The organism is Nostoc sp. (genome assembly GCF_036917095.1).
Taxonomy (GTDB): domain Bacteria; phylum Cyanobacteriota; class Cyanobacteriia; order Cyanobacteriales; family Nostocaceae; genus Nostoc.
This window is the reverse complement of record NZ_JBALFH010000023.1, coordinates 55,118-71,961: the sequence shown is the minus strand read 5'-3', so window position 1 is coordinate 71,961 and position 16,844 is coordinate 55,118. Positions and strand designations below refer to the sequence as shown.

The following is a 16,844-nucleotide window of genomic DNA, read 5'->3' as shown; positions in this document are numbered from 1 at the left end:
TGCCAGCGACATCCGGCAGTTAATACAGTGAAAGCAAATGACTAAATCTTCCAATCAAGATATTCTCTCCCCTTGCCCTATCCGCAAACGTCTGTGGTTGTTGGTGTTAAGTCGGGGTAGCATTGCTTTGGGCGGACTTTTACTGTTAGGAGTTGTCGTTGGTATTTGGCGGTTGTGGACTTTTGTCCAAACAGAGTTAACACCCTTGGCACAACAAAGTCTCACGACTACACTTAACCGTCCGGTAAACCTGGGAAAAGTCACACAATTTTCCCTGACGGGAGTGCAGTTTGGAGCTTCAACTATCCCAGCCACACCCACAGATCCAGATCGCGCCGCAGTCGAATCTGTGGAGGTGGGTTTTGACCCAGTGCAGTTAATTTTTAACCGCCACTTAAAGTTAGATGTCACGCTAGTAAACCCGGATATTTATATTGAACAGGATAACCAAGGGCGCTGGGTTTCTACTAACATAGCGTCGTCAGGTGAAGGCGGCGCTATTAAAACCGATTTGGACAAATTACGGTTTCGTAATGCCAAGCTGGCCTTGATGCCGCAGAGGGAAGTAGGGGAAGCGGAGGAAGCAGGGGAACAGGGAGCAGGGAGCGGGGGAGAAGAGTTTTCCCCTCTGCCCCCCGCACCCCGCCCCTCTGCCTCCTCTCCCTTATCCCCTGTGGGATTTTCTCAACTCAACGGTTCTGCCCAACTTTTAGAAAACAACCAATTGATTAGGTTTGAAGTGGGGGGGCAAGCAGACAGTGGTGGTAGTATTTCCATTCAGGGAGAGACACGTTCCAAGGTGCTAGCAGGCAACTTTCAGTTGCAAGCACAAGATTTTCTGGCTGCGGATATTACTCGGTTGATTAAGTTACCAGTGAACTTACAGGCGGGTCGAGCCAATGGCGACTTGTTAGTTAAGTTGACACCAGGACAGCAGACTTTATTGTTTGGTAATGCGACTGTACAAGGGGTAACAGTTCAAATACCCAAAGTCCCGCAACTGTTGAGCAATAGTCAAGGAAACCTGCGCTTCCAGGGAACGGAGGTGCAGTTAAATAATGTTACTAGCAACTACGGCAAAATTCCCCTAGTGGCTACGGGAATTATCGATACTCAAGCAGGCTTTAAGTTGGCAGCGCGTGTAAATGCGGTGAGTTTGGCGAATGCCCAGGAGACTCTCAAGGTAAAACTACCTGTGCCGATCGCTGGACAAGTACAAGCTTCTTTGCAGATTACAGGATCGACTAAAGAGCCAATTCTCTCAGGCTCAGTTGCTACGATCCAAACTGCCCGGATTGATAAAGTTGATTTTAATAGCATCCGTAGTAAGTTTGAGCTTGTTACTAGTTCTTCTTTAATTACCCTGAAAGATATTCAAGGTAAAGCTAAAGTTGGTGGTGACATTACGGGCGCTGGCACAATTCAACTTGGTAAAGCACCCCGACTGGATTTAAATTTCGCCGCCAAAAATGTTCCAGGGGATGCGATCGCAAAAGTTTATGAAACAACACCCACTTTCCAAATCGGCAATGTCTCAGGTACTGCCCAACTTACAGGCGTTCCTACCAATGTCCAAACTGTAGTAAGATTTCAAGCTCCTAACGGAACTTACCCCGGAACTGGTGAAGTTGCGATCGCTCCAAATCGCACCGTTTCTTTCCGCAATGTGGCTCTGAATGTAAGTGGTGGTACAGTCCGGGCAACTGGAAGTTATGCCAATGAGCGTTGGCAAGCTGTGGCTGTTGCCTCTGGAGTAAAATTAGAACCCTTTGTAGACAAAAGTCAATTACAAAATGTCTCTTTGGCGGGGGCACAGTTTAATGGTCGTCTCCTCCTTTCAGGCAGCACAGCACCATTTCAAATTGCCACGATTCGCACTGATGGTGCAGGAGTTCAAATTGGTGGCGGCACAGTTGCAGTTTCTAATCTCCAACTGCAAGACCAAGGCTTTTCTGCTCAACTTGTAGCTAATGGTGTGCGGTTGGGACAAATATTGAAACAGTCTCCCCCAGCTTTAAATAATCCTTTGGCGGGAACCTTCCAAATCGCAGGCAACAGAGATAATTTCAGCCTCAAAACCCTCCGTGGCACTGGTGAGGGTCGCCTTGCTATTGGCGATGGTACGGTTACAGCCTCTAATATTCAAGTGGGTAATGGTGTATATCAGGCGCAAGTTCAAGCAAATAATGTTCCTGTGCAGCAGTTGGCAACACTACCAAAGCAGTTCCAAGGAGGGTTAACTGGTCAGTTCAATGTAGCGGGTTCTGTTGATTCTTTTAAACTGCAAACTATTCAAGCCAGCGGACAAGCGCGGATAAATGTTGGGCGGGGGACGATCGCAGCTTCTAATATCCAACTTGCTAATGGTGTCTATCAGGCGCAAGTTCAGGCTAAGAATGTTCCTGTGCGGCAGTTGGCAGCAGTACCACCACAGTTTAGAGGGACGTTAACTGGTCAAGTAAACGTGGCAGGTTCTGTTGAATCCTTCCAACCGCAAACTATCCAAGCCAGCGGTCAGGGAGAAATAAATATTGCAGGTGGAATCATTACAGCCTCTAATATCCAAGTGGGTAATGGTCTATATCAGGCGCAAGTTCAAGCAAATAATGTACCGTTGCAGCAGTTGGCAGCAGTACCACCGCAGTTCCGAGGGACGTTAACTGGTCAAGCAAACGTGGCGGGTTCTGTAGAGTCCTTCCAACCACAAACTATCCAAGCCAACGGTCAGGGACGGCTGGATGTTGCAGGTGGAACGATCGCAGCCTCTAATATCCAAGTGGCGAATGGTCGCTATCAAGCTGTAGTTGATGCTTCTGGCGTAGAATTAAATCGGTTAAATCAGCAATTACGAGGTCAGTTTGGCGGTCAATTGCAATTAGCTGGCACGCTAGGATCGTCCAAATTAGCTGATGTGCGTGCTGCTGGACAGGTGCAATTATCTCAAGGTCTCCCTGGTCTTGAACAACCCCTGATAGCTGCGATCGCTTGGAGTGGTGAAAGGCTTACCATTGAGCGAGCAACTGCTCCCGGTTTAAGTGTTACTGGTAACATATTAGCCAATGCTAAGGGAGCAGGCATACCGGAAATTACTGCCCTAAATCTCAACGTCCAAGCCCAGAATTACAACTTAAAACAGTTACCAATCAATCTTCCTAATCAGGTTGCTGTGGCGGGAAGAGTAGATTTTAATGGACAAATCACTGGTAAACTGCCCTTGCCAAACGTAGTAGGGCAAATCAACTTACGAGACTTAGTTGTTCAAGATATTGCTTTTGAGCCGTTGTTAACTGGAAACATCGATTCAGCACAGGGACGCGGGTTGAATTTGAACTTGGCAGGAAATAGCGATCGCCTGGCCTTCAATTTAGATGCCAATAATCGCCCGAAATCCTTCTTAGTAAAATGGCAGCAAGCATCAGCCACAGGTAATGTTCAAGGCAATGATTGGGCGCTCAAAGTTGCAAATTTTCCCTTACAACTATTGAATTTGACTCCGCCACCAATTACTCGCCTGGGTACTGGTAAGATAGCTGGCTTGTTAACTGGAGATTTGCTGTTTAATCAGCAGACATTCGCAGCTACGGGAAATTTAGCGATCGCTAATCCGCAAATTGGCCGGGTTCGTGGCGATCGTTTAGCTGCTCAATTCCGCTACGGTGAGGGTAAAGCCACACTCGCCAGTAGCGAATTTGTCAAAGGTAAAAGTAGCTACGCCCTTGTCGGTACTTTTGCTCAAAGCCCTAAAGGCCCTCAACTACAAGGTAAACTGAACGTCAGCCAGGGTGAGATCCAAGATGTTCTAGCTGTAGCACAGGTATTTGAATTACAAGATTTGCAACCCGGTTCAGCAGCCCCGAACTATGGTACAGCAGCGGATCTGACTACCACTCCCCAAGGAGCGCAAAATCAACCCTTAATAAACCAAATCCAACGGTTTTCTGAAATTGAAGCTTTAGTAGCACAACAGGAAGAACAGCGGCTTAATTCCACTCCCATACCAGATTTGGCAGACTTAAAAGGCACTTTCAACGGGGAAGTGGCTGTAAATACAGCTACAGCCAATGGATTATCAGTGGATTTTAATTTCAATGGACAAAACTTTGCCTGGGGTAAAAAAGAAGAACGAAATCGTTATTATACTGCCGACAAAGTGATTGCTGAAGGCAACTTTGAAAACGGTGTTTTGAGTTTGCGACCTTTACGGCTCGAATCTCAAAACAGGCTGATTGCCTTCACGGGTAACGTTGGCGGTGATGAACAATCTGGTCAGCTGCGCGTGAATAATTTTCCAGTACAACTACTGAATAATTTTGTCAAACTACCAATTGGAATTACAGGTAATCTTAATGGTACAGCAGCTTTAGCAGGCAGCATTGCTAATCCCCAAGCTAGAGGGGAATTGCAAATTACAGAAGGAATACTAAATCAAAACAAAATAGAGTCAGCAACAGGAAGTTTCAGCTATGCCAACGGGCGCTTAAACTTTGGTAGTACTGTAGCAGTTGCTGGGCCAAAACCTGTTGATATTACTGGCAGCATCCCTTATAAATTGCCTTTTGCTTCCGTGGCACCAGACAGCGAGCAAATCAGCCTAGATGTGAAGTTGGAAAATGAGGGATTGGCACTGTTAAATGCATTGACTAGTCAAGTGGTATTTGAGAAAGGTGAAGGAGAAATAGACCTCAAGGTACGCGGAACATTGCAAAAACCCGAAGTAGATGGAATTGCTACTATCAATAATGCTACTTTTTCAGCCCAGGCTTTGCCAGGTAAGCTCAGACGTGTCACAGGTAGAGTGCTGTTTAATTTTGACACCATCATAGTAGAAAATCTTCAGGGTAGATTTAGCCGTGGAAAGGTAGAAGCTGCTGGAGAAATTCCCATTTTCAACAATGAGAGCACTATCAAAAATCCCCTGACCGTTAATCTAGATCAACTAGCCTTGAATCTCAAGGGACTTTACCAGGGAGGTGCTAGCGGCAATTTGCAGATTACTGGTTCTGCCCTTAGTCCCATAATTGGCGGTAAAGTAAGTTTATTTGATGGTCAGGTATTGCTAGCAGAATCTACCGACGCTAATACATCTGCAAATGGTGGTATTAGTGTATCACCCACAAAAGCCAATAAGCAGAGTAAACCTGAAATTGGGAATGGGGCTGGAAATTCGTTGAAAACAGCCTTACCGTCAGGCATCGCTAGATTTAATAATCTAGATTTGGAACTAGGCAAAAACGTTCAAATTACCCGTCCCCCTATTCTCAACTTCCGGGCAACTGGTAATCTCATAGTCAACGGTTTAATCAATCAGCCTGTACCTGATGGCACTATCCGGTTAGAACAAGGCGGGGTGAATTTATTTACTACCCAATTTAACCTTGCTCGTGGCTATAAACATACTGCAACTTTTAGCCCCTCCCAACCCCGCGACCCCAACTTAGATATACAGTTATTTGCCAAGGTACTGGACGTAACGCAAAGTAATGACTTCAGCCGGGTAAATACCACGGGTTTATCAGCTTTAGAAAGTGTTCGCGTCGAAGCCACTATCAACGGTCTTGCTAGCAAATTAAATGAAAATCTAGAACTAACAAGCAGTCCGTCACGTAGTCAAACCGAAATTGTGGCTCTTTTAGGAGGTGGGTTTATAGACACTCAAGGACGTGGTGACAGTACATTGGGTCTGATTAACATCGCAGGTTCGGCTGTGTTCAACAATTTTCAGTCAGCTTTTAGCCAGATTGGAAGTACTTTTGGCTTAAGTGAACTGCGGATATTTCCTACCGTTATTTCTGAGAATCCCGAAGCCGGAAGGAGCAGTTCAACGTTGGAATTGGCAGCAGAAGCTGGGGTTGATATTTCTTCTAAAATTTCCGTTTCTAGTATCAAAATTTTAACAACTAGTGACCCCTTCCAATGGGGTATTAATTACCGGATAAACGACGAATTCCGTGTGCGTGCTTCCACTAATTTAACCGATGATAGTCGTGCAGTAGTGGAGTATCAAACGCGGTTTTAAAGAAGTATCTTCAATTATGAATTACTTCCTGTTCCCTCTTCTCCTTGCTTCTCAATAACTTGTCGTACCTGTTTAACATCCAATTCTAATGCTTGGGCGATTTGCTCTATACTTAAACCAAACTTAAGTAGACGGGGTATAGTCTCCAACTTTGTTTCTTCCTTTACTTCTTGGTAAAATTTAGTTTCTCTCCAATCGGTTAATCCAAACATCGCTTCCAACTCCTGCTGAGTTTTGTTTACAAATTTATAGATAAGCATTCTCTATACTAATTCTAAGAGATTGCTACGGTTAGCTTCATCCGTTTGCTGTACTTGATTTATCAAGTTTTTCGCTTGCTGTACGGCTTTATCTTCTGTTGCAACTACTAACTTAATCACACTTAGCCCAATCGAAGACGATGGTATATTATCTAACTCGTTTAAATAAATTATCCGAATTTGCTGTTGAGCTAATGATGTTTGATAAATGAATGGCACGCCTGGGTCGAGACTGCGTTGAGCAAAAAGTAATACTGCTTGCCAGCGACGTTGAGGTTTATATTGGTTTATATACAGGAAAGCTTCTGTTATTATTCGCCAATAAATATCATCATCGCGCTGAAACTGTACCTCAACAAAGTATATTAGGTCTTCTGGAAAGTCAGGTTTTGGTAAGAATAAACCATCGATACGACGTGCTAGTTCTTTGATTTATACCGAGGTAAATTGGTAGTGCAAAGCCAGAGATTGAGATTGTTCCAAAAGTTCAAATAAAACACCTGGAAGAGTTTGAAATAATGTATAAAAAATCGTGTCTGTTTTCATGAACTCTGGATATTTAAATATTTTAAGATTATCGTCGCTAATAGGGCAATATCAGATTGTGATATTATTTCCTTCTTCTTGATTAATAACTAATCGCAAAATTGATAACCCCAAAATTATCAAAAATAGCACTAGCCCAATTGTGCAAGCATAGCTGATTTCTAAATTAGTGAAGGCTTGCTCATATAGATAGTACACAATCGTTTTCGAGCTACTGAGCGGGCCTCCTTGGGTCATAATGTATACTTCTTCAAACACTTTGGTGGCAGAAATAGCCGAAATTACCGCCACTAGTGCTAAATACGGCTTCATCAAAGGTATGGTAATATCCCAATGTTTGCTGATACCATCAGAGCCATCGATCGCAGCAGCTTCGTACACATCAGCGGGAATTGATTGTAACCCCGCTAAATAAATCACCATGTAGTAGCCTAGTCCTTTCCACACGGTGACAGCCATGACGCTGGCGAGAGAAATTGGTACAATACCAAAAATTTTTGCTGGGCTAGTTAGCCAAGGAATGCCTTCTGGAAAAAGCCCCAAAGCTTTCAGCAACTGATTCAGTAATCCGTTTTCTGCATACAGCCATTTCCAAGCTATTCCCGCAACCACCATTGAAATTACCACTGGGGTGTAGTATGCCGATCTAAACCAATTCATCCCCCGCAGTTTCTGATTTACCAATATTGCCAGTACTAAGGGAGCAATTACTAAAATTGGTACTACACCCACAAGATATAGAAAAGTATTTTCCAAGGTTTTCCAAAAAACTGCATCCTTCCAAAGCTTGAGGAAGTTGGCAAAACCTATCCATTGTGGCGGCTGGGCAATATCTTCATAGCTAGTAAAGCTGAGGTAAAACGCTTGCAGTGCAGGCCAAAAGACTGTTAAACCCAAAAGAACTAAAGCGGGTAGTAAAAATAAATAGGGGGTCAGTCGCTGCTTGATAAATATCCAATTTTTAGGCATCAATTGATTCATATAAGGTCTAATAGTTGTTTTGGCTTTGTCAAAATCTTTAAAAACAAGAATTTGGGGATGTGAGTAGATTTAAGCTTCAATATTCTAAAGGCATATATTTGCGTAGCGCTAATTAATAACTCGGAGATAAACTGCAATGGAAACTCAGCACAACCCGCCAATTGAACATCAAAATGTCCCCATAAACCACCGTGGACTACATGACTTTTTGTACAGTTCAGATGATGAACACGTTGCCACTGAGGTGAGTATAACTCCTGAACTGGCAAACAATGGCACTGAAATCATTGACCTTGAGGCTTGGAGTGCAGCTGCTCAGAACGCTAAAATTGCAGGTGTTTACGCAGTATTAGACGCAGAACGCAGTACGCAGTACATTGGCTATTCTCGGAATGTGTTGCTTTCCCTAAACGGTCATCTTCGGCAAAATGGTCAGCAAAAGTGTGCTTTTGTGCGCGTGCAAGCATTCAAATTCCCGAAGCGTCAAGAAATGGAAGATTTGCGAGATGCGTGGATAGCAGAACTCGAAAGTACACCACCTGGTAATGCAACTGATGGCGATATGTGGGCTAGTACGGTAGGGGAAGCTGCAAAGGCGGTAATGTCAGAGGCGGAACGTCAAGCTTACGAGGAGAAAAAGCTAAAACTGCGGAAAGCAATGGCTGACACAAGCCTTTCTAAAGAGTCAGAAACAATAGATGCGAGTATAGCCGAACGTCAGCGTCAACTTGAAGCTGCTGTGACAAATGATGACTGGAGTGTAATTATCGACGCACAGACACAAGAAACCAAGTCTTAGGATGAGTGTTCAGTCCTCTGGTTATTTCTCCACTTGGATACCCCATCCTGTAAATGGATGGGGTATCCAAGTGTTTGGATGAATGTTTTTGCTGGCTTTGCATAGACGCTATGCAGTTTTGGGGATCTGTCTTAAGGTGGTTTTTTGCTCATCACTTTTAACTATCGTTTTGAAAATAAAGAATATTTGCTCCTATCGTTCAACCAACGTACATTAAAAGCTATCAGGCAAAACACAGACCCAAGAGGTGCAATATGAATGAACCTATCTCACTAATAAGTTTTGTGCTAAAAAGCTTAAAGTGATTGAGAACTAAAAACGAAAAATAAAGATTTTCAAGCACATTTTACGAAAAGAAGTAGGAATTTTTAGAATAGTGGGATAGCTTCAAGTGTTATTTCAGTTCATCAAAAATCAATCTCAACATCTTCAGCGACTTGTGAGGTCTTTAATAAATCAGCATCTTGAGGAGGATCGGAGAATTTTCTTAGATAGGAATCCAGTTCAATCAGAGTCTGATTTCATTGCAACCTGCTTTCAGGTGTCTTCTAATAAGCAACAAGAGGTTGCAATTGCTATTCGTCGTGCGATTGCCAGTTTAGGGAATATTGAAAGTGAGTTTATTAGAGCTGAAGTATCTTTTGAGGAGCTAGATATACTTCCATTTTGGAACTTGTGTGGAGAAGCTGGTTTTAACTCAACAATATTTATTGAAGCGATTAAATCAGAACTTCATGTTCAATTCACAGAAGAACAACTCAAACTATCGACTGTGAGAGATCCAGACTTAAACACACACATGAAAATTTCTGAATTCGTCAATGAGTTTTATCACTGGTATAATTCGCTTAGTGATTATTAATACTTAAGTAATAGATACAGCCAGTAACCCAAAACACTTCCACAGAAGAACTGACTCGCGGACAACGCCTTGCCGATAAATTTGCAACGCAAGTAAGTTCTTAGGGAGGCAATAAATCAACCCTAGCCTAGACACGCCAGCATGAAGATTGAGGAGAGATAATAATGAACCTTAGACAGCAGAAATAGCACAAACCTGTAATCCAACAGGTGTGTGAATAATTACAGATTCTACTCCGAAGACTTGTGCGATCGCATTTGGTGTCAGAACTTGTTCGGGTGTACCAACTTCCCAAATATGACCCTGTTTTAATAATGCAATGCGGGAACTATACCGCGCCGCTAAATTCAGTTCGTGTAAAACTGTGACAATAGTTAATTCCTGCTGCTGATTCAGTTCTTTAAGCAGTTCTAATAATTGCAATTGATAGTTGATATCTAAAAAAGTTGTCGGCTCATCTAATAGTAAAACTTTTGGTTCTTGCGCCAGCGCTAGAGCTAAAAAAGCCCGTTGTCTTTCACCGCCTGAGAGTTCTTCGACTAAGCGATCGCTCAATTGTTCTAGTTGCGTCTTTTTAATTGCAGCTTCAACTTTAGCCCAATCTTTGGCGTTTAATTCCCATTGCCACCAAGGTTGATGTGGCGTGCGTCCTAAACTTACTAATTGTCGCACTGTTAAGCCAACAGGAACCGTTTGTTGTTGCGGTAATAATGCCAGTTTCTGTGCAACTAGATTTGGAGGTTGAGAGTGAATTGCTTTGCCATCAAGTAGCACTGTTCCCTGCTGAGGGGAGAGAATACGACTCAGCAATTTGAGTAAAGTTGATTTACCTGAGCCATTAGCACCAACTAAACTCAACCATTCTCCTGTTTGCAGAGTGAGGTTAATGTCTTGAACAATTGGTACTAACGTGTAACCGCCTGTGAGATTTTGCAGTTCGAGTGGCATTTCAGAAGTTCAAAAATCAAAAAGGAGAAACTTAATTTTACAGGATTTGAGTGGATTATTTAGCATCCTTATCCCCGGTTCAATTCAATTTCTCTCTAAGTAGAGCAATTGGCGTGAGACGCTTTGGCGGATGGGGAGCTAGTCCATTGCGAACTTTCTCAAAGTTGAAGTAAGTGGCTCCCCATAAGCTACTAGCATGGGTTGGCGGTATCTTCTGGGGCTAAATATCACTAATACCAAGGGTATTGGAATATGGCTTAACCTGTAAATACAAGTGTTCCCATATGCCAACACCATCAGTTTAGCGATTCGATAACCGATTTTCTTAAGATTAGTGTAATGAAGTATCGATCTAATAACGGCGATAAACCTGGTTAATTGGCCTGTTTTTTAAGACTGAATCGGTGTTCTAAGAGGAGAAGTAACTGCCAGCCCAAGTTACCCATTTGTGGGATAACCCTATATTTAAAACTCCCTCTGTTTTCTCTTGTTCAGTAATGATTGCTCCTGTTAAATCTGCACCGCTGAGTTCTGCCTCATTGATGTTACTACCAATCAAATTTGCCTTCCTGAGATTGGCATCTCTCAAATCCGTTCCACTCATTTGCGCTTCGCTGAGGTTTGCATCAACCAGGTTTGCCAAAGATAAATTGGCACTCCGCAAATCTGCTCGACTCAGGTTAGTTGCTTTTAAATTGACCCTCATCAGGTCTGCACCAATCAAGTTTACCTCACTCAAGTTGGCTCCACTCAAATTAGCTCCACTCAACTCTGCATCAGTTAGATTTGCCCGACTTAGGTTACATCCACTCAAGTTGGTTTGACTGAGATTGGCACCACTCAAGTCAGCTTCGGCCAAATTTGCACCACTCAAGTCAGTTTCGGTTAGATTTGCCTGATGCAGATTTGCCCCATTGAAATTTCGTTCTCCTGCTGCATATAGATTCAAAAGTCTGTTAGCGTCCATATTGTCACCTCGCTATGTCTGTAGGTAAAAACGCCCAGTTTGAATTAACACTACCCAAACCACACCAAAGACAATTTATTGAGTTGCCAGCAACGCGGATTTTAGCTAAAACTTGTAGTTTTATTTTGCTTTAGGTTTCAACATTTTGAACATTTACTTAATGGAAATAAATCAAACATTACATATCGTCTTTATCCAACGGTTTGAAGACTGAATGCTTCGTTTTTGGGTAGCAAATTAGAAATCTGGCCAATCTGCCTTTACAACCTGTGGATAGCAGTAATACTTCAGAATGCTTTCCCCTCTGTCCCCAATCTATTGGGCGACTTTCTCAGGAGACGCCCCTTCACTAATTGCCCAGGTTGCAAAGGTGCAGCAGCCCGTTGCTTAATAATTCCCCTATTTATTGCCGCACAATAAGCCAAACCGAATTAACCCACGCTGATAACCGCGACGCATTAATCCCAGCGATAATGCCCCTTGGATGGTAGTCCAACCAGCATTTAGTAAGCCCCAAAGCGCTTGGGGAGTGAATGCGGAATCAATCACCACATTCCAAAAGGGGGCGACAGCGGTTGACCAATCAGCGGTGCGGATATTATGTAATGGTAGCTGATGTGCGATCGCTTCGTACTCTGGCAAAGAAATCACATAAGGCAAACAATACACCCGATAAATATCCTGCAAATGCTTTTCCTCATCCGCCGTTAGTGGAGACTCATCAGTTGCTCGATGACACCAAGTCACCATAATTAACTTGCCACCAGGCTTCAATACTCGGTAGCACTCCTGGAGAAACTTGGTTTTATCTGGCATATGTTCGCCGCTTTCCAGCGACCAAACCAAGTCAAAAGAATTATCAGCAAAAGGCATTGCTTGAGCATTGGCCACTTGGAACTGTGTTCTCAGGCTCAAATTAGTCTCTAAGGCGCGTTCCGTTGCTCTCGCGGCTTGCACAGGACTCAATGTAATCCCTGTAGCCTGAGCATTAAACTTTTGTGCGAGGTATAAAGAACTGCCGCCAATGCCACAACCCACATCTAAGATATTTTCTGCTGCTTGTACCCCTGCCCAATTAAGTAGTTCTTCAATTAAATCAATTTGAGCCTGACGGCGGTCTTTTTTCTGGGTACCGTCCGCGCCATAGTAGCCGTGGTGCATGTGTTCGCCCCAAATCTGTTCCCACAGCCCGGAGGAAGCATCGTAAAATTGCTGAATTTGCTGATAAAGTGTTGGACTCATGAAAAAAGCAGTGTTAAGACAAAGCCGAATTTAAAAAAAAACATACACATAGGCTACCATGTGTGTTTTTAATTAAAATAGGGTCTTTTGGTTTGTAAGGATAATAAAGTCCGGTTTCTCTTGCCTGGAAAAATTTACTTATTTTACCTTAATAAGCCGGGAGCATCCCAAATGTGCAAGTTTATCTTTATAGGGTATTTGGACTTAGGCGGAGAATGAAATAACGAACCGCAAAGGACGCAAAGAACGCAAAGGAAAGAGGTTTCTAGAGATTTTCTGTACCAGTCCTGTGTCTTTTGGCCAAATTGGGGATGCTCCCTAATAAGCTGCCTTTGCTCTCATTTGCATACCGGATGTTTCCGAGATGGCTAGCATGATTGAGTTTTGAATTTTCAATTATCAATTAATTATGACTGTTGCTCGCACAATTTGTTTGGGATTTCTAGCTGTCATTGCTGTAGGTACTATTCTGTTGATGATGCCTTTTTCGACTAGCAATGGTACGTGGAACGATCTGATTGTGGCATTATTCACCTCGACATCCGCAGTTTGTGTCACAGGTTTATCAGTAGTTGATCCTGGTACTTATTTTTCCTTTTGGGGCCAGTTGTTTATTACGCTATTAGTTCAGATTGGCGGTTTGGGCTACATGACAACTACCACATTTCTCATTTTGCTCATTGGTCGTAGGTTTGATATGCGGCAAAAAATAGCGATTCAACAAGCTTTAGACCGACCGGGGATGAGTGGTAGCGCCCAAGTAATCCGTTCAATTATTGCCACCACTTTAATTTTTGAAATTACAGGTGTATTTTTACTTCTACCAGCTTTCGTTCCTGAATATGGATGGAGTCAGGGACTTTGGTTAGCAATTTTTCATAGTATCAATGCTTGGAATAATGCTGGTTTTAGTTTATTTAAAGATAACTTAATTGGTTATCAGTCATCCTCCTTAGTAGTCTTCACCATTACAATACTAATTGTATTTGGGGGAATTGGGTATCAAGTAATTTTGGAAATGTACCTTTGGTTGCGCGATCGCATTTTAAAACAATCTATTAAAATCCAAAGATTTTCTCTAGACTTTAAAGTTGCAACTAGCACAACTGTTATATTATTATTAATAGGATTTATTGCATTTTTTTGTATAGAAATCAGAAACCCTGAAACATTTGGTTCTTTAAATTTACGCGACCAAATATTAGTAGCTTGGTTCCAATCAGTTACTCCTAGAACTGCTGGTTTTAACACCATCGATATTGGCAAAATGACCACTGCTGGTCTATTTATTACGATTGCACTAATGTTTCTTGGTGCAAGTCCAGGTGGTACAGGAGGAGGACTGAAAACAACAACCTTGAGAGTCTTGACTAGTTGCACAAAAGCTATTCTCCAGGGGAAAGAAGAAGTTTTATTGTACGATCGCAAGATAGCAACATCTTTAATTTTGAAAGCTGTGGGTGTGTTGGTGGGTTCAGTAGCAACCGTGATTTTAGCCACTATTTTAATAAGCCTCACAGATCCAACATTAGATTTTATTACAATTTTGTTTGAAGTGGTATCAGCCTTCGCCACTGTAGGGCTTTCTACAGGCATTACAGCAAGTATTTCTACAACAGCAAAGCTCATCTTAATTGCCACAATGTACGTTGGACGAGTAGGTATTTTACTACTGATGTCCGCTATACTAGGAGACCCCCGCCCCACTAGAATTCGCTATCCTGAAGAAAATTTACTCGTGGGATAATTAGGAAGAGGAAGTAAGGATCGGCAAGTGGAGAGAAGAATAATTCTTGAAAACTGACTAATGACTAACAACTAAACTGATAAAATATACATTGGATGGCAAAAAATAAAATTTTTAATTAAAGCTGTATGAGCGTTTTTTGCCCTAAATACAGGGAGCCATAATAAGGATAACAACGGTGAATCTGTCATCATTAAGTTTTTTTCGCAGTTTACGTAAAGATAACCAGCAATTTGCTGTAATTGGGTTAGGTCGCTTTGGTCGATCTGTCTGTTTTACACTGCACAATTTTGGTTATCAAGTACTGGCAACAGATATTGATGAAAAACGAGTTTCAGAAGCATTGACTGAGGGAATAGTTGATCATGCTTTGCAACTAGACTCTACAGAACCAGCCGCACTCAAAGAAGCAGGAATTTTTGAATTTGATACTGTAATTGTAGCGATTGGCAACTACGTTCAGGAAAGCATTATAACCACCCTAAATGTGAAAGAGGCTGGTGTACCCCACGTAGTTGCCAAAGCTTCTAGTGAAGTTCATAGTAAACTGTTGCGGCGAGTCGGAGCAGATCATGTGGTTTTTCCGGAGTATGAAGCGGGTTGCGCCCTAGCACGTACCCTTACCAAACCTGCAATTCTAGATCGGTTTGACCTAGACCCAGATAACAGTATTGTAGAGGTGATTGTGCCTGATGAATTTCACGGCAAAACAATCACTGAGCTTCAACTTCGTAACCGCTATGGTTTAAATTTGTTAGCAGTGAGCCAGGATGGGAAATTTCAAATTAATCCTGATTCCACCAAACGTTTAGAGCGTGGTTCGGCAATGGTAGTTATTGGCTGCAACAAAGATATCAATCGTTTACCGATTTAAAAAAGTTAGGAGTTATTAACTATCAATAAAAATAAAAGCGCCAGTCGCTAGAATTTATGCTGAATTCTGACGACTGGCGGATGAGTAGAAAGTTTAATACCTCCGCCTCTACTGGCGTTCTACATTGAGGTAGCTGTGTAAAACTCTATTTCAACAATTTTGAGTCATGAATTCTGACTTCTAATTTCTTCTTTTATTCCTAACTGTGATTTTTTATTGTCCGGGACTCGTTGAAGTAGGCTGTGATTCAAATATTATAGGCACATCACCAGGGTTCGCGGGCGTTTTTGTAGAAGTTTCTGGTTGATTTGGTGTTTGTAATACATTCTTTGTAGAATCTGGAGTTTGGGCAGGAGTAGCTGTTTGACTGGCTTGAGGTTGCTGTTGCCCAGCTTTTTGAGCAATTTGCTGCATTAGCTGTTCAATTTTCTCGGTTTGCTCAATGTTCCCTTGCTCGCGATATTCGTTATGGGCACGTTTCAGTACTCCACTGGCTTTCTTGATGTCGCCCTGATTATATAAAGTTATTCCCAAGTTATAGTAAGCTGAGGCATTTTTAGGATTTAGGCGAATAGCTTGCCGATAAACAGAAATAGCTTCAGAACTTTGACCATGAATTGCTAGCAAATTTGCCATATTGTTGTAAGCTGTGGCATTTTTAGGATCTAGCTGCAAGACTTGGCGATAACTAGCGATCGCAGGTTCTATTTGACCTTGTTGTTGCAAGGCGATCGCTAAGTTAAAATAAGCATTGGTATTGCTGCTATCGAGATTAATTGCTTGCTGGTATGCTGCGATCGCTTCCTGTAGCTGTCCTTGTTCGTACAGCGCCAAACCCAGATTATACAGCGCTGTTACCCTTGTGGAATCTATCACAAGGCTCTGGCGATAAGCCGTAATCGCTCCATTTTTATCTCCTTGTCGGTGCAAGGCTAATCCTAAGTTGTAATAAGCTTCACTAAAATTGGGATTAATTTTTATCGCCTCTGTATATTCTTGTAAAGCTAGATCCAGGCGATTTTGCTCCATGAATATATTACCCAGATAATTCCGTGCTGCTCCAAGATTAGGATCTCGCTGCAAAGCTTGGCGAAAGGCATATTCTGCCCCCTGTAAGTCTTTGCGGTTATAGCGTGTGACTCCCTGCTGGAAAAAGCTCGCTGCTTCAAGATTTTGAGAAATTGCCGTTTCTGCCAGCAGTTTGCTTCCTGGGAAATTAGTAATTGTCGGTGCAGCCAAAACTAAAAACGCAGAGCAAGCAAACAGAAGTCCGAGCAGTGGCTCTTGCTGAACGGGGCTTCGGTGAAATGTCACCTTAAATAACCAATGCAACCACTGATGAGGTTGAGATTTTTTAGACATGAGTGGCATAGCTGTACTTGTTTATATGTTTATTAAGTAAGAGTACCCACCACAGCATAAAAAATTACAAATCAAAAAATTAAGAATTCCTCATTCCCAAAGCATCCCACTTTTGTAAAAACACCCCTGTCATTGTTCGCTTGGTCTGCGTACCTAAATTAGTGCGATATTCTAAAAATTACTCGGATTCGATATTGCAATTCTCTAAAAAAAGTAAAATTTGCTGCTGTTCGGCAAATT

The 16,844-nt window shown here is 42.4% G+C and carries 11 protein-coding genes and 1 pseudogene; 5 read left to right on the top strand and 7 right to left on the bottom strand.

The annotated features are described in order from the left end of the window. Positions 1-37 precede the first annotated feature (37 nt). Entirely contained in the window at positions 38-6,016 is a 5,979-nt protein-coding gene (locus tag V7L01_RS12370; RefSeq protein ID WP_335035084.1) for a translocation/assembly module TamB domain-containing protein, read from the top strand. 14 nt (positions 6,017-6,030) lie between these two features. Here the strand turns inward: V7L01_RS12370 and V7L01_RS12365 are convergent, their stop codons facing one another. The 3 genes and pseudogenes from V7L01_RS12365 to V7L01_RS12355 form a co-directional block, all read right to left on the bottom strand. Continuing rightward, a complete protein-coding gene (locus V7L01_RS12365) occupies positions 6,031-6,276 on the bottom strand; it encodes a hypothetical protein (protein WP_335035082.1) in 246 nt (81 codons plus the stop codon). 3 nt (positions 6,277-6,279) lie between these two features. After that, positions 6,280-6,822 (bottom strand): annotated as a pseudogene (locus tag V7L01_RS12360) (Rpn family recombination-promoting nuclease/putative transposase). Positions 6,823-6,873: 51 nt separating this feature from the next. Then, the gene (locus V7L01_RS12355) at positions 6,874-7,803 is read right to left on the bottom strand and encodes a carbohydrate ABC transporter permease (protein ID WP_335035081.1); all 930 of its coding nucleotides are present in this window, start codon (positions 7,801-7,803) and stop codon (positions 6,874-6,876) included. A gap of 136 nt (positions 7,804-7,939) precedes the next feature. Here V7L01_RS12355 and V7L01_RS12350 point away from each other — a divergent pair, with 136 nt between their 5' ends. After that, positions 7,940-8,602, top strand: coding sequence for a GIY-YIG nuclease family protein (locus V7L01_RS12350; RefSeq protein ID WP_335035079.1), 663 nt, complete (start codon positions 7,940-7,942; stop codon positions 8,600-8,602). Positions 8,603-9,143: 541 nt separating this feature from the next. Then, the gene (locus V7L01_RS12345; protein WP_335035077.1) at positions 9,144-9,464 is read left to right on the top strand and encodes a hypothetical protein; all 321 of its coding nucleotides are present in this window, start codon (positions 9,144-9,146) and stop codon (positions 9,462-9,464) included. 171 nt (positions 9,465-9,635) lie between these two features. Here V7L01_RS12345 and V7L01_RS12340 read toward each other — a convergent pair whose 3' ends face one another. The 3 genes from V7L01_RS12340 to V7L01_RS12330 form a co-directional block, all read right to left on the bottom strand. After that, positions 9,636-10,412, bottom strand: a complete 777-nt coding sequence (locus V7L01_RS12340; RefSeq protein ID WP_335035075.1) for an ABC transporter ATP-binding protein — start codon at positions 10,410-10,412, stop codon at positions 9,636-9,638. Positions 10,413-10,821: 409 nt separating this feature from the next. Next, positions 10,822-11,379: a pentapeptide repeat-containing protein gene (locus V7L01_RS12335; RefSeq protein ID WP_335035074.1), complete on the bottom strand. Its 558-nt coding sequence runs from the start codon at positions 11,377-11,379 to the stop codon at positions 10,822-10,824. A gap of 399 nt (positions 11,380-11,778) precedes the next feature. After that, positions 11,779-12,621: a methyltransferase domain-containing protein gene (locus V7L01_RS12330; protein ID WP_335035072.1), complete on the bottom strand. Its 843-nt coding sequence runs from the start codon at positions 12,619-12,621 to the stop codon at positions 11,779-11,781. A gap of 409 nt (positions 12,622-13,030) precedes the next feature. Between V7L01_RS12330 and V7L01_RS12325 the strand changes: the two genes are divergently transcribed. Further along, positions 13,031-14,368, top strand: coding sequence for a TrkH family potassium uptake protein (locus V7L01_RS12325; protein WP_335035070.1), 1,338 nt, complete (start codon positions 13,031-13,033; stop codon positions 14,366-14,368). Positions 14,369-14,546: 178 nt separating this feature from the next. Beyond that, positions 14,547-15,242, top strand: a complete 696-nt coding sequence (locus tag V7L01_RS12320) for a potassium channel family protein (RefSeq protein WP_335035068.1) — start codon at positions 14,547-14,549, stop codon at positions 15,240-15,242. 213 nt (positions 15,243-15,455) lie between these two features. Here the strand turns inward: V7L01_RS12320 and V7L01_RS12315 are convergent, their stop codons facing one another. Beyond that, positions 15,456-16,604, bottom strand: coding sequence for a tetratricopeptide repeat protein (locus tag V7L01_RS12315; RefSeq protein ID WP_335035066.1), 1,149 nt, complete (start codon positions 16,602-16,604; stop codon positions 15,456-15,458). Positions 16,605-16,844: the final 240 nt, after the last annotated feature.

Coding starts and splice junctions, on each gene's coding strand:
- V7L01_RS12340 (WP_335035075.1), bottom strand. CDS start 10,412: ATGCCACTCGAACTGCAAAATCTCACAGGCGGTTACACGTTAGTACCA.
- V7L01_RS12315 (WP_335035066.1), bottom strand. CDS start 16,604: ATGTCTAAAAAATCTCAACCTCATCAGTGGTTGCATTGGTTATTTAAG.
- V7L01_RS12365 (WP_335035082.1), bottom strand. CDS start 6,276: ATGCTTATCTATAAATTTGTAAACAAAACTCAGCAGGAGTTGGAAGCG.
- V7L01_RS12335 (WP_335035074.1), bottom strand. CDS start 11,379: ATGGACGCTAACAGACTTTTGAATCTATATGCAGCAGGAGAACGAAAT.
- V7L01_RS12325 (WP_335035070.1), top strand. CDS start 13,031: ATGACTGTTGCTCGCACAATTTGTTTGGGATTTCTAGCTGTCATTGCT.
- V7L01_RS12350 (WP_335035079.1), top strand. CDS start 7,940: ATGGAAACTCAGCACAACCCGCCAATTGAACATCAAAATGTCCCCATA.
- V7L01_RS12355 (WP_335035081.1), bottom strand. CDS start 7,803: ATGAATCAATTGATGCCTAAAAATTGGATATTTATCAAGCAGCGACTG.
- V7L01_RS12330 (WP_335035072.1), bottom strand. CDS start 12,621: ATGAGTCCAACACTTTATCAGCAAATTCAGCAATTTTACGATGCTTCC.
- V7L01_RS12370 (WP_335035084.1), top strand. CDS start 38: ATGACTAAATCTTCCAATCAAGATATTCTCTCCCCTTGCCCTATCCGC.